A 13,636-nucleotide genomic window follows, 5' to 3' on the forward strand; every position below is an offset into this window, starting at 1 on the left:
CACGCTTCCGAGGTGTTTTTGATCGAAATCGGGCTGGGAGACAGGAAAGATGATCAAGGTGAGCAGGTGCGAGATCCACAGAAATCAGCCAGCCTCTTTTCATTGTCGGGGCTTATCTATTATGATTCGCCTTTATATCGCGATATCGCGCCAGATGGCCTACCTCAATCATTTACGCAGGGAGAACAGATGAAGGATAGTACCCATCCGTCAGGGTTCAAACCGGCGGAAATCATGAAGCTGCCAGAACAGATGGATCATCACAACCATGGGTATAATCAGGTAGTGATTGCGCTGTCCGGGCAAACTGAGTTTGAAATTGAAGGCTACGGCAGTCTGGTCTGTCCGGGGCAGGGGTGCCTGGTGACGGCAGAATCCGAACATGGTTTTTCCGGTGTGGGCAACAATGAGATTCTGGTGCTGAATGTCTCTGTCAGTGACGCTGTACCCGACTATGGCGCCGAGCGGATGCAGAGACTGTTCGAGCAATCCTCCTACTTTCATCTTGATAACCAGGCACAGACGCTGATCCGCGCGCTTTCAGCAGAAATGCTCAGTAACCCGGACGACTGGCTGCTGAGCAAAGCCTGCACCGATACCCTGATGTGCGTTTTGCAGCGTCACTTCAAGCCGCTGGCGTCTGAGCGCTATCTGCCGCGCCTGAACATGGATGTTATCGATCATTACATCCATCAGCATCTGTCGCGCAAAATCACGGTCGCCCAGCTGGCAGGACTGGTTTTTCTCGGTGAGAGCCAGTTTCATGTTGTCTTTAAAGAGCAGACAGGCGTCACACCGCATCAGTATGTGCTGCAAAAGCGGTTGGAGCTGAGCCGTCACCTGATGGAAGAGTCGCGCCTGAGTCTGGCCCAGATTGCTCAGTCGTGCGGATTTTCAAGCCAGAGTAATTTCACCCAGGCCTTTTCCCGCCATTTCGGGGTGTCGCCCGCCAAATACCGCCGTCAGTGGAGCTGATAGCCGGGTTCGCACAGCTGTCAGCACAGACGTTACTGGTTGCCTTCTGACCGGTAGTTGCTTATCTCACTATTTTCAACCACAGTTTTAAGACGTTCCCTGTTATTGGATGCGAGGATCGGGCATCAGGATCGGTTGTTTGCTGTTTCTTACATCAATTAACTAGAAAACAGTATTTTTTGCTAAATACTTGGGTCCAATTTTGTTATAAAGCGGACTTTTTAGATAAATTATCGGAGTTTTTGGTAAGACTCGGCGACAGGTACGAAATAAAATCCCCCGCTAAAGTAACACTGGTGTAACATTTATCCTGAATCACATGACAAACTGTGTTGATGGTTATTCAGGTCCACTATATTGAGGGAATGACTATGTTCAATGCGGCAGATGCCCTTCAGCCATCTTTTATTGAGCAACCTTTAGATGCACTATGGCAGCAGATTTCACCGTTATATTCGGTAGAAGAATCTGCCTGGCTGGAACAACTGTTGCCCCTGGCTGAGCCTTCTGAACAAGAACGCCAGTTCACTGTCGAGAAGGCGACACGCCTGATCGAGCAGGTGCGCGCAGATCGTACCGCGATCCAGATGATCGATGCCCTGCTGCTGGAATACAGCCTGGACACCAAAGAAGGCATCCTGCTGATGTGTCTGGCCGAAGCCCTGATGCGTATTCCGGATGCAGCCACTGCAGACGCGCTTATCCGCGATAAGCTGAGCGTGGCAGACTGGAAGTCTCACCTTAAAAACTCTGATTCCCTGTTTGTGAATGCTTCTACCTGGGGCCTGATGCTGACCGGTAAAGTGGTCAGCATGGAATCGAAGGAAGATGGCAGCCCGGCCCGGGTGATCAACCGCCTGACTAATAAGATGTCTGAGCCTGTTATTCGCAAGGCGATGCACCAGGCCATGAAAATCATGGGTCACCAGTTCGTGCTGGGACGGACCATCGGCGAAGCGATGAAGAACGGCCAGGCCAAGCGTGATAAAGGTTTTACCTACTCCTTTGACATGCTCGGCGAAGCGGCGCTGACTCAGGACGATGCCAAGAAATACTTCAACGATTACATTGAAGCCATCGACGCTGTGGGTCTGGATAATAAAAAGCATTCCAAATCACCTTGCCCGACTGTGTCCATTAAACTGTCGGCATTGCATCCGCGTTACGATGTATCCAACGAAGGCCGTGTGCTGACAGAAATGTACGACACTGTGCTGGAGCTGCTGAAACGCGCCCGTGCGCTGAATGTGGGTATCACCATTGATGCGGAAGAAGCGGACCGTCTGGAACTGTCGCTGAAACTGTTTGAGAAACTGTACCGTTCAGAAACAGTCAAAGGCTGGGGCCGTTTTGGCCTGGTCATTCAGGCTTATTCGAAACGTGCTCTGCCCGTGCTGACCTGGCTGGCGGCGCTGAGTAAAGAGCAAGGCGATGTGATCCCGCTGCGTCTGGTAAAAGGCGCTTACTGGGACAGCGAGCTGAAAATGTGTCAGCAAAGCGGCTATCAGGGCTATCCGGTTTATACCCGGAAAGAGGCAACGGATACCTCTTATCTGGCGTGTGCCCGCTTTCTGCTGTCTTCCCATGTACGTGGCCTGATTTTCCCGCAATTTGCGAGCCACAATGCGCACACTGTCACTGCCATTCTGGCGATGGCCACACACCGTGATTTCGAATTCCAGCGCCTGCACGGTATGGGCGAAGCACTGTATAACCATGTGATGGATATCTACGGTGTGAATGTGCGTATCTATGCCCCGGTCGGTAGTCATAAAGACTTGCTGCCTTATCTGGTGCGCCGCCTGCTGGAAAACGGTGCCAACAGTTCTTTTGTCCATCGCCTGGTTGATGCGCGCTGTCCGATTGACTCTCTGGTGCAGCATCCGGTTGATGTGTTGCGCTCGCGTCCGACGCTGCATAACCATTTAATTCCGCTGCCAAAAGATATTTTTGGTGCCGACCGCAAGAACTCGGCCGGTATTAATATTGATATCGAATCTGAATGGACGCCTTTCCGTGATTCGGTTGAGGCATTCAAAACGCACCACTGGACGGCCGGCCCTATTGTGAACGGTGAAGTGCAGTCAGGCGATATTTTCCACGTCACGGCCCCTTACGACCGTCGTGAGTCCGTCGGCGAAGTGGCGTTTGCCTCAAGCGATCTGGTGGCAAAAGCTATTGATGTCGCCGCACAAGCTTTCCCTGGCTGGTCCAGCACTCCTGCCGCAGAGCGCGGTGCCTGCCTGCAGCGTCTGGCCGATCTGCTGGAGGCGAACACCGGCGAACTGGTTGCCCTGTGTCATCGTGAAGCAGGTAAAACCATTCAGGACGGTATTGATGAAATCCGTGAAGCGGTCGACTTCCTGCGCTTTTATTCTCATCAGGCGGCCACGGAATTTGCGCAGGGCAAATCAGTTGTCGCTTTTGATGGTCAGTCGCGCACCTTGTCGTATCAGGGACGCGGTGTCTTTGCCTGTATCAGTCCGTGGAACTTCCCGCTGGCAATTTTCTTAGGTCAGGTATCAGCGGCACTGGCTGCGGGTAACACAGTGGTGTGTAAACCGGCTGAACAAACCTCGCTGATTGCCTTCCGTGCTATCCAGATGATGCTGGAAGCCGGCGTACCGGCGGGTGTCATCCAGTTCGTACCTGGCCGTGGCGCGGAAGTGGGCTCAGTGCTGACCTCAGATGAGCGTATTGCCGGTGTGGCCTTTACCGGCTCGACAGAGACGGCACAGCGCATCAACCGCACTCTGGCGGCTCGCGATTGCGATCCTGTGCCTTTCATCGCGGAAACCGGTGGTCAGAACGCCATGATTGTCGACAGTACGGCGCTGCCTGAGCAGGTGGTGCGCGATGTGGTTCGCTCGGCATTTGCGTCCGCCGGCCAGCGTTGTTCGGCGCTGCGGGTGTTGTTTGTACAGGAAGATGTGGCGGATCGCATTATCACGCTTATCAAAGGCGCAATGGCCGAGTTGTCAGTGGGACGCCCTGAACTGCACAGTACGGATGTTGGCCCTGTGATTGATAAAACCGCCAAGGATAAATTGCTGACTCATATTGGCGCGCTGAAAAATCAGGCCAAAATGGTGGCGCAGGCAAGCTTAAGCCCGGATTGCAGCCATGGTGATTTTGTCCTGCCGACGGCGTTTGAAATCCGCGGTATCAATGTGCTGCAGAACGAAAACTTCGGCCCGATTCTGCATATCGTGCGTTTTAAGGCAAACGAGCTGGATCAGGTGATTGACCAAATCAACCAGACTGGCTTTGGTCTGACGATGGGCGTTCACAGCCGTAACGAGCGTACTTACAGCCATATCGAGCGCCGTGCCCGCGTGGGTAACTGCTACATCAACCGCGATCAGGTGGGTGCCGTGGTGGGTGTTCAGCCATTTGGTGGTCAGGGGTTGTCGGGGACAGGTCCGAAAGCCGGTGGACCGCACTACCTGTATCGCTTCACTAAAGATGTGTTCACTGCGTAATGGCTGCCGGAATTGGGAAGGAAAGAAAGATGACAACAAGTATTCAAGCGCTCGTCGATCAGAGCAATGCAGCCTGGGAAAACTGGAATGGCCAGGGCTATGAAAAACGCATTACCAAGCTGACTCAGTGGAGCAGCACGCTCGATGCGGATGTGGCAGCTATGGTGGCGTTTCAGTGCCGCAATGCCAACGAGCATGTGGCAGAAACGGAATTAATGCCGGGGCCAACCGGTGAAACCAATGAACTCTATTGCGCCGGCCGCGGTATCTTTGTGGTCACAGCCGAGGCGACAGCACCTCTGGTGGCCGTTGCCGGCCAGCTGACGGCCGCGCTGGTTACAGGTAACACTGTGCTCTTGTCTTTGCCGGAAGGGTACGGGAAATCAGCGCAGCAAATTGTCACTGAATTGGAAAAGGCTGAAATACCGAAAGGTGTTGTACAGTCAGTGAGCACTAACGAACTTGACGTGTTAGTACGCCATGCTGGTGTTGCCGGTGTGGTGTTTGCAGGAAAGCGCGAGACAGCTCTATCGCTGTCACGTGATTTAGCCGCCCGTGACGGGCTGCTGGGCCAGCTGATTGCAGAGTCGGATTTTGAATCTTATCCTGTGATTGGCAGCCCGACTTATTCGCTGCGTTTCGTAACTGAAAGAACACGTACCATCAATATCACAGCGGTGGGCGGTAACGCGACGCTGCTGGAATTGGGGAGTGGCGAAGAAACACATTAATGTTGATGGTGACTGTTACCAGTGACTCGTGACCTGAACCGTCAATCGATGGATTGGCGGTTTTTTAACAAGGACTCTCAGGTACGTTGTACGAGGTGGAGCAGAACCCAGCCAGCACAGAGGCTGAATAAATCAGCATCATTCAATAAGCTCTTGCAATGACGGGAGCAACAATAATGAGGGAACACAAACATGATAGAAAATAGCTTTGCTATCACAAGCACGTTTTTCGTGTACCTGATTGCTATGCTTGCAATCGGTTATTACGCTTATAAACGTACTGCAAACTCATCTGATTACTTTCTTGGTGGCCGTTCGTTAGGACCCTGGCCAGCGGCGCTGTCTGCCGGTGCATCGGATATGAGTGGCTGGCTGTTACTCGGACTGCCGGGCTATGCCTTTGCAGCGGGTATAGAATCACTGTGGCTGGCAGGTGGTCTGCTGTTAGGTACTTACCTGAACTGGCTGATTTGTGCCAAACGCCTGCGCACCTATACCATTACTGCTGAAAATGCGATCACCATTCCTGAGTATCTGTCGAACCGTTTTAAAGATAACTCCAAGTTAATTCAGACAATTTCAGCCTTCTTCATTTTGTTGTTTTTCCTCTTCTATACCAGTTCAGGTTTAGTGGCAGGCGGTAAGTTGTTTGAAACCGTCTTCGGTATGGATTACAAAATTGCCGTTGTGGTCGGTACGCTCTGCGTGGTGTCTTACACCCTGTTTGGTGGCTTCCTGGCGGTATCCTGGACTGACCTGGTGCAGGGCCTGCTGATGGCGGCGGCACTCATGATAGTGCCTATTGCTGCGATGCAAGGCGGGTTTGGTGATCTGGCGGCCGCTCTGGAAGCCAAGAACCCGGAACTAATGACCCTGTTTAACGACGTCAAAGGTGAGCCGCTGACCGCAATCAGCATTATTTCTCTGGCCGCCTGGGGTCTGGGTTACTTTGGTCAGCCTCACATCCTGGCGCGTTTTAACGCCACCCGTTCTAACCGTGATATCACAACGGCGCGTCGCATCGCTGTGATTTGGTCGGCACTGTCTATGGCCGGTGCGATCCTGGTGGGTCTGGTCGGTATTCTGTACGCCGATAACCAGCTGGGCGGTAACCTGGAAGATGGCGAAAAAATCTTCATGCTGCTGGTGAATGCGATTTTCCACCCAGTGATGGCCGGTATCCTGCTGGCGGCGATTCTGGCGGCTATCATGAGTACGGCTGACTCCCAGTTGCTGGTGTCCTCTTCTGCGCTGGCTGAAGATTTCTACAAGCAAGTGATCCGCAAAAACGCCTCAACAGAAGAAATCGTGACTGTTGGCCGTGTGGCGGTTATCGTACTGTCGATTATTGCACTTATGCTGGCAATGAATCCTGACAGCACAGTACTGGGTCTGGTGTCTTACGCCTGGGCGGGCTTTGGTGCCGCATTCGGTCCTGCTCTGCTGCTGAGCCTGTACTGGAAAGAGATGAACCGCAACGGCGCATTGGCAGGTATTGTTATCGGTGCGCTGACCGTGGTTATCTGGAAACAGCTGACTGGCGGTATCTTCGACATGTATGAAATTGTTCCCGGATTTGTCTTTGCTACCATTGCCATTATTGTGGTCAGCAAAATGACGGGTGGTGCGTCATCTGAATTACACGCACAGTTCGATACCTATGAGAAGAACCTGAAAGAGTTTGACTAAACCCTTTAGCAAACCCTGATTCTCTAAATGCGCAGCTTTGGCTGCGCATTTTTTTATCCGCTACTCTGCAGCAGACAGTTGTGCGTAGAGCGTATCGCAGGTCGCTTTCAGGGTTTTGAGGGTTTCCAGCGACATATCCAGTTTGCAGAACAGTGAGGCCGGGACTTGCTGCGCCTTCTGCTGCAAGGCTTTTCCTGCATCTGTCAGGCTGATCTCGCGGACTCTTTCATCCGTTTCACTGCGTTTGCGACTGACCAGCCCTTTCCCTTCAAGACGCTTCAGCAGCGGCGTCAATGTGCCTGAATCGAGATGAACTTTCTCGCCTAACGCTTTGACACTCAGGCACTCTTTTTCCCACATCACCAGCATCACTATGTATTGCGGATAAGTGAGGTTGATTGCATCTAGCAGAGGACGATAAGCCCGGATCATGGCGTTAGAGGTGCTGTAGAGCGAAAAACAGATCATGTCATCCAGTGTGACTCGGGCAGGTATTTCAGTGGAATTGGCCATGTTCCATCTCCGGAATAGATAGAGTTCAATTAAATTGTGCACAATATACTTGCGTTCGATCTGAAAATCGATCTAAGATTGCGTGAAATTAAATTGCACACAACTTAATTGTGAGAGGTTAATCTGATGAAAACAATTTATACCACTTCCGCAAAAGCAAGCGCCGGTCGCAATGGTCAGGTGAAGAGTGATGATGGTTTGCTGGATGTTTCGCTGAGCTATCCCAAAGCACTGGGCGGCAGCGGGGAGGCCACGAATCCAGAACAGCTCTTTGCTGCGGGTTACTCGGCTTGTTTCTCAAATGCAGTATTGCATATTGCGGGTCTTCAGAAACTGGGCTTGCGTGAAGCCCCGACAGAAGCCAAGGTTCGGTTACTGGCTAAAGAAAGTGGCGCTTTTGCATTAGCGGTTGATTTGTCCGTTGAACTGGCAATGGATGATCAAGCAGCCATTGAATTGGTGAAGTCAGCCCATCAGGTGTGCCCTTACTCCAATGCCGTACGCGGTAATGTGGAAGTCAGCCTGACTGTGAACGGCATTTCGCTGGATTAAGCGTCACAGACATTGGCTATTTTTCTGTCCCGGTTTTCGCAGAATCTCTGCTGAAACCGGGATTTTTATACTGTTTTTGGTGCCCTGATCTGACCAGCTTCAAAATCAGAGAAAATATAACTTTAGATTTATCCCAAAATGCCGTTATTACAAAGAATACAGATTTGTTTTAAGAGGGGTTATGTCACAACTCGGTTTAGGCGTTTGCCTGGGCATTGTATTGCTGATTGTGGCGGTTTCCCGGTATTTTGCACTGATGAAAGACGTTCGTGAGGCAGCCAGAGAGCAGGCCCTCAAGGATGAAAAATACCGACAGGTATTAGAACAGGCAAAGGCTGTTGAACACGAAGAAAAAGTCAAAAAGGCACAGTCAGGTCATATTCCCAGCATTTTATCGTTAGCGAAGGAAAATGAAATTGGCAATCTCCGTGTGGCATTAGGCTGGTACCAGAAAGCTGCTGAACTAGGGAATGAAATCGGACAGAATGCGTTGGCACGGTTAAGTCGTCAGGATGTCGATGATCCTCACGGCGAAGCCAAGTCGCGTTATTGGGAATGTCTGGTCAAAGCCAACAACAATGAACCTGAAGCTTTGTTTGAGCTCGGTCGTTACGAGATCCGAGGCTATGGTACTGCGATGAATACCACCTCGGGTGTCGGCCATCTGATCAAAGCGGCTGAAATGGAATATGTGCCGGCGCAGCTGTTTCTGGGTGACTGGTACGTGGTGGAGTCGAATCCGACTCCATCGCCGCGTCGTGCCTTTTTCTGGCGTTTAAAGTCGGCCGTGAATAACGATGCCATGGGTTGTATTAAAGTTGCCTACTGTTTCCAGACCGGGGTGGGCGCGACACGAGACCGCCGGCGAGCCATCTACTGGCTGGAAAAAGCGGCCGAACTCGGTAATCTGGAAGCACAGTATCTGGCCGGGAAAATGCATCTGAACAATGATCAGCCAGTTACCAATGTGACCGATGCCGCCGTTGCGTATATCTGGTTTTCTGTGGCGTTTGCTTCGGGATATCTGGATGCCAAAAAAGAGCGGGATACGGCGGTTCAGCATGTCGGCATTGAGTCAATTTTGAATGTTCAGAAAGTGGCTAAACAGATTTATAAATTACTGCACAACCCCCCGGTGCCGGTGCATTCCACCATGGATCTGCTCGACAAAGTGTATGACAGGTCTAAATACCGTCCGACCGATGCTGAGCTGGATGCCGCTCTGGGCCGCATTAGTGAAGACATTGATGTGGATTCAGTGGTGCAAACGAATCCTGGCCTTTCTGCGGCCGGGCAGGGTAACGGTTCACAAAATACCGCAAAAAAAGACTGGAGCGGGGAAATGATCACCACTGAGTCTGTGCCATCCGCATAAGCGAAATCTCTGCCATTTTCAGCCGTTGCTGCGTTGTTGTCTTAGTTGGGTGACAGCATAGCGCGGCTGCTTCCAGACAGTTACAGTATACTGACATAAAAAGTCGCAGTTTTTTTGCGCATCTTTGAGTATGAGGTAATGATGGCGACTATCTTTCCTTCCTGGCTTGGTGGTTACGAGCTGAATAAAAAAGTGACTAACCCGAACATTATTGTCGGGGACTTTACTTACTATTCCGGCTATTACCACGACAAGCATTTTGAAGATCATTGCGTGCGTTACCTGATGGGCGATCACTCCACCAAAGCGGTGTGGGAATCCGGTATTTTTGGTGAGGTGGATAAACTCATTATAGGTAAATTCTGCTCGATCGCTTCGGGTGCCATTTTTATGCTGGCAGGTAATCAGGGACACAGACACGATTGGATATCGTCTTACCCGTTTGAGGTGAGTGAATTTGGCGACAAAGTCAAAGCCGGCTTTGCCAGAGCGGGTGATACGGTTATCGGCAATGATGTCTGGATCGGCAGCGAATGCGTCATTATGCCGGGCGTACACATAGGTGATGGCTCAGTGATCGGTGCGCGGGCAGTGGTCACCAAAGATGTCCCGCCTTACAGTGTTGTGGTCGGCAATCCTGGCAGAGTCGTTAAGTCACGGTTTAACGACAGCGAGGTGGCCAAGCTGCTGGAAATGAAGTGGTGGGACTGGCCATTATCGATGCTGAAAGCCAATATGGATGTGATGTGCAGCAATGACGTTGAGGCTATGTACCAGAGGTATCTGTCTTCGTCTGAGGCAAGCTAAGCGCTTTGCCAGAGACGTATCAGCGGATGTACACATCTTCTCTTTGTTGAACTATTGCTCAGTTTTTTAATTCCTTACAAAAAATTTTGTGTTTTTACATTAAATTTGAATATTGTGTTGAATCATTCAAAAAAAATTGAGTATTATGGTGCAGCACAAGATGCTATGAATCTGTTGCTCCACATCAATTTCTTAGCATCTGTGCCGACAACATCTGTTGTCAGGGGGCACTGAGTGCCAAATCAGCCGACAATCTTCTGGTGGAATCCCCATGCGCCATTCACTTGTACTCGTTATTAATTCCGGAAGCTCTTCGCTTAAATTTGCTTTGATCGATGCCGTCAGCGGTGATGCAAGACTGACAGGGCTGGGGGAGTGTTTCGGTCTCAGCGATGCCTCTGTCAGCTGGAAATATGACGGCGAGAAGTCCAGCTTTGCGCTGGAAGCGACAGGCAATCACCATCAGCAGGCGATTGATCGTCTGGTGCTATTGCTCGATGAACTGGGCCTGAAGCAGGACATCATTGCCATCGGCCACCGTGTGGTCCATGGCGGCGAGCGTTTCAGTGAAACCGTGAAAATCGATGAACATGTGCTGACTGAGATTGAAGCGCTGAGCGAGCTGGCCCCCCTGCATAACCCGGCGCACGTTATCGGCATTCGCGCGGCCATCAGTGCATTCCCATACCTGCCGCAGTACGCCGTGTTCGACACCGCCTTTCATCAAAGTATGCCGGCCAAAGCGTATCGCTATGCGTTGCCTCAGAAGCTCTATCAGGACTTTGGTATCCGTCGCTATGGTTTTCACGGCACCAGCCATTTCTTTGTCAGCCAGGAAGCGGCTAAACAGCTGGGCAAACCGGCAGAAAAAACCAATGTGATCACCGTGCATTTAGGCAACGGCGCCTCGATTTGTGCGGTGCGTAATGGCCAGAGTGTTGATACCAGTATGGGTTTTACCCCAACCGCCGGTCTGATGATGGGCACCCGTTGCGGCGATTTAGACCCGGGTATTGTGGATTTCCTGATCAACAAAGGCTGGAGTCAGGCTGAGGTGCAGCAGACGCTGAACAAAGAAGCGGGCTTCCTGGGTGTCTCTGGTTTAACCAGCGACTGCCGCGGCATTGTTGAAGCCATGGAAGAAGGTCATGCCGGTGCGAAACTGGCGTTTGAAATCTTTACTTACCGGGTGGCGAAATACATTGCCTCTTACATGGTGGCGCTGGACGAACTGGATGCCATCGTATTTACTGGCGGTATCGGTGAAAACTCCCTGCCAGTGCGCAGTGAAGTGCTTAAGTATCTGAAAATTTTCGGCTACCGCGAAGATACCACCGGTAATGCGAACGCCCGCTTCGGCGCAAAAGGCGTGATCACTAAACCTAATACTCCTATGGCGATGGTGATTCCAACCAATGAAGAATGGGTGATCGCCAGAGAATCCATGGCGCTATTGCATGCCTGATTGAACATCCTTTTCTTTTCTGAAAAACGGCCCTGAGTTTCGCTCAGGGCCGTTTTTTATGCCGTTTATATGTCATTGCCTGTTTTTTATTCAGATCTTTCAGTCCTTGTTAAAGGTGTGTCAATTTAATGTCGCTGAATAAATTGTCGCCACTACTGAAAGCGATTTCCTGACGTGAGCGATGCACATTTCAAATAAGTTGTGCTCATTCTTTTCAGTGTGTGTATTGGCTTGTCCTGTGATTGTTTGCCGGTTTTTGTTCAGTAAAGAAACGGATGCAGAAATCGGTGCAAAACATGGGGGTAGAGAGGCTGATGGTATTTATTTTTCATCAACATCACCGGCTGATTGAAGGCAGGATCGCACATTTATATCGTTATTTATGTTGGTGCTATGCTGATTCGTTTTGCTTCGATCTGTTTCTCTCTGATTGCTTTCTCTTCTTCTGCCGCCCTGCTTTCCCCTGCGGTAAAAAGTGATATTGAGACTGAGCAGGCAAAACGCCTGCAATCGCTTGAGGCATCCCGACAGGCGATAGAGCAGTTGCAAGCCTTGCCACTGCCAGCACCTGTCCTGCCAGCTCAGGATGCGCAATGTTTTGTAATTCAAAAGCTGACGCTGCGCGGCAATCAACATATCGCGACAGAGATTTTACTGGCGGCGATCGATTTCAGAGCCGGAGACTGCATCGGCATTAAAGCCATCAACAATATGCTGAAAATCGTCACTAACACCTATATCGACAAGGCTTATGTGACGTCCAGGGCAGTGCTGTTACCGCAGAATCTCTCCAATGGTGAACTGGTTGTCGACGTGCTGGAAGGCAAGCTGGAAAGCCTGCAGGAAAACGGCATGCCATCATCCGGTTTGCAGCTCCTTTTCCCCGGGGAAAGTGGCCGGATTTTAAATTTGCGGGATGTCGAGCAGACGCTGGATCAAATGAACCGTTTGTCCCGCTATAACGCGACGGTGCAAATGCTGCCCGGCACCCGGCCCGGTTTCAGTCTGGTCGATATTCAGGCCAGAGCGGGCGTATGGTGGCGGGGCGAGCTGGGTTACAGCAATTCAGGGCAGGACAGCACAGGCAAGGAGCAACTCTCCGTCACGCTGGTGGCTGAAGATCTTTTAGGGCTTTACGAGAGCTGGAGCCTGTCCGGTGCCAAAAGTGCTGAATTTGTCGATAGCCGGGACAGCCAGAGCCTGCAGCTGGGATGGGGAATGCCGTTCGGTTACTGGACCCTGAACTACCAGTACGCCTACAGCGATTATTTGACCACGGTAAACAGCCAGAATTTCTCGTTCGAATCCAGCGGTAAAACCCAAAGGCACGCACTCGATAGCCAATGGTTATTTCATCGCGACAGTATCAGTAAGTCTTCACTTCGGGTGGTGCTCGGGTATGACCACGAGAAAAATTTTATCGACAAAACTTTACTGAACGGCAGCAGTAATGAACGCGCGTCGGTGACGCTTGCCGCCGAACACAGCACGCGGCTGGCTGGCGGGTTTCTGACGATGTCGCCCTTATATGAGCGCGGACTGGCCATTCCCGGCTATCGCACTGTTCCCGGCAGTCCGGATGAGGAATTCAATAAGGGCACAGTCACGGTGAACTATACCTATCCCCTGTCGCCGGATTGGTCGTTCTCGACCACGCTGTTTACCCAAATTGCCGCCAAGTCATTGCCCGGCAGTGAGCGATTGAGTATCGGTGGCGAATATTCGGTGCGTGGTTTTCAAGGGCAATCGCTGTCGGGAGACGCCGGCTACTACTGGCGTAACGACCTGAACTACCACCTGGGGCAATGGCCTTATCTGGGGCAACTGGATCTGAATATTGCGCTCGATACCGGGGCGATACATCCCGACAACACCGACCCCTTTGAACGGGGTCACTTAACCGGCGGGGCGGTGGGGCTGCGTGCGCAGTCGGGCGTTTACCAGAGCACTGTTTTGGCGGGCTGGCCCATCGAACATCCTTCCTGGATGTCGGCGGATGATTATAGCCTGAATTACCGTTTTTCACTGAGATTCTGAATTTTTCCGA

At 51.4% G+C, this 13,636-nt stretch carries 10 protein-coding genes; 9 read left to right on the forward strand and 1 reads right to left on the reverse strand.

Translation table 11 applies throughout. The features are described from left to right. Nucleotides 1–189: 189 nt before the first annotated feature. The 4 genes from H511_RS0105625 (at nt 190) to putP (ending at nt 6,877) form a co-directional block, all read left to right on the forward strand. Nucleotides 190–975, forward strand: coding sequence for an AraC family transcriptional regulator (locus H511_RS0105625; protein ID WP_027251423.1), 786 nt, complete (start codon nt 190–192; stop codon nt 973–975). A 371-nt stretch (nt 976–1,346) separates the two neighbouring features. Next, a complete protein-coding gene (putA, locus tag H511_RS0105630; RefSeq protein WP_027251424.1) occupies nt 1,347–4,457 on the forward strand; it encodes a bifunctional proline dehydrogenase/L-glutamate gamma-semialdehyde dehydrogenase PutA in 3,111 nt (1,036 codons plus the stop codon). A gap of 29 nt (nt 4,458–4,486) precedes the next feature. Next, nucleotides 4,487–5,188, forward strand: a complete 702-nt coding sequence (locus H511_RS0105635; protein WP_027251425.1) for an aldehyde dehydrogenase family protein — start codon at nt 4,487–4,489, stop codon at nt 5,186–5,188. 192 nt (nt 5,189–5,380) lie between these two features. Beyond that, the gene (gene putP, locus H511_RS0105640; RefSeq protein ID WP_027251426.1) at nt 5,381–6,877 is read left to right on the forward strand and encodes a sodium/proline symporter PutP; all 1,497 of its coding nucleotides are present in this window, start codon (nt 5,381–5,383) and stop codon (nt 6,875–6,877) included. A gap of 60 nt (nt 6,878–6,937) precedes the next feature. Here the strand turns inward: putP and ohrR are convergent, their stop codons facing one another. Beyond that, complete coding sequence (gene ohrR, locus H511_RS0105645) at nt 6,938–7,390, reverse strand: transcriptional regulator OhrR (RefSeq protein ID WP_027251427.1); 453 nt, start codon at nt 7,388–7,390, stop codon at nt 6,938–6,940. Between the two features lie 126 nt (nt 7,391–7,516). Here ohrR and H511_RS0105650 point away from each other — a divergent pair, with 126 nt between their 5' ends. The 5 genes from H511_RS0105650 (at nt 7,517) to H511_RS22690 (ending at nt 13,626) form a co-directional block, all read left to right on the forward strand. Further along, nucleotides 7,517–7,942, forward strand: a complete 426-nt coding sequence (locus H511_RS0105650) for an organic hydroperoxide resistance protein (protein WP_027251428.1) — start codon at nt 7,517–7,519, stop codon at nt 7,940–7,942. A 181-nt stretch (nt 7,943–8,123) separates the two neighbouring features. Beyond that, a complete protein-coding gene (locus H511_RS22685) occupies nt 8,124–9,317 on the forward strand; it encodes a tetratricopeptide repeat protein (protein ID WP_051287919.1) in 1,194 nt (397 codons plus the stop codon). Nucleotides 9,318–9,458: 141 nt separating this feature from the next. Continuing rightward, nucleotides 9,459–10,124, forward strand: coding sequence for a CatB-related O-acetyltransferase (locus H511_RS0105660; RefSeq protein ID WP_027251429.1), 666 nt, complete (start codon nt 9,459–9,461; stop codon nt 10,122–10,124). A gap of 271 nt (nt 10,125–10,395) precedes the next feature. Continuing rightward, nucleotides 10,396–11,589, forward strand: coding sequence for an acetate/propionate family kinase (locus H511_RS0105665; protein WP_027251430.1), 1,194 nt, complete (start codon nt 10,396–10,398; stop codon nt 11,587–11,589). Between the two features lie 393 nt (nt 11,590–11,982). Beyond that, nucleotides 11,983–13,626: a ShlB/FhaC/HecB family hemolysin secretion/activation protein gene (locus tag H511_RS22690; protein WP_051287921.1), complete on the forward strand. Its 1,644-nt coding sequence runs from the start codon at nt 11,983–11,985 to the stop codon at nt 13,624–13,626. The last annotated feature ends 10 nt before the right edge of the window (nt 13,627–13,636 follow it).

Source organism: Photobacterium halotolerans DSM 18316 (genome assembly GCF_000425165.1).
Taxonomy (GTDB): domain Bacteria; phylum Pseudomonadota; class Gammaproteobacteria; order Enterobacterales; family Vibrionaceae; genus Photobacterium; species Photobacterium halotolerans.

Excerpts from the sequence above, each read along its gene's own strand:
- H511_RS0105625 (WP_027251423.1), top strand. The coding sequence starts at position 190 with ATGAAGGATAGTACCCATCCGTCAGGGTTCAAACCGGCGGAAATCATG.
- putA (WP_027251424.1), top strand. The coding sequence starts at position 1,347 with ATGTTCAATGCGGCAGATGCCCTTCAGCCATCTTTTATTGAGCAACCT.
- H511_RS0105635 (WP_027251425.1), top strand. The coding sequence starts at position 4,487 with ATGACAACAAGTATTCAAGCGCTCGTCGATCAGAGCAATGCAGCCTGG.
- putP (WP_027251426.1), top strand. The coding sequence starts at position 5,381 with ATGATAGAAAATAGCTTTGCTATCACAAGCACGTTTTTCGTGTACCTG.
- ohrR (WP_027251427.1), bottom strand. The coding sequence starts at position 7,390 with ATGGCCAATTCCACTGAAATACCTGCCCGAGTCACACTGGATGACATG.
- H511_RS0105650 (WP_027251428.1), top strand. The coding sequence starts at position 7,517 with ATGAAAACAATTTATACCACTTCCGCAAAAGCAAGCGCCGGTCGCAAT.
- H511_RS22685 (WP_051287919.1), top strand. The coding sequence starts at position 8,124 with ATGTCACAACTCGGTTTAGGCGTTTGCCTGGGCATTGTATTGCTGATT.
- H511_RS0105660 (WP_027251429.1), top strand. The coding sequence starts at position 9,459 with ATGGCGACTATCTTTCCTTCCTGGCTTGGTGGTTACGAGCTGAATAAA.
- H511_RS0105665 (WP_027251430.1), top strand. The coding sequence starts at position 10,396 with ATGCGCCATTCACTTGTACTCGTTATTAATTCCGGAAGCTCTTCGCTT.
- H511_RS22690 (WP_051287921.1), top strand. The coding sequence starts at position 11,983 with ATGCTGATTCGTTTTGCTTCGATCTGTTTCTCTCTGATTGCTTTCTCT.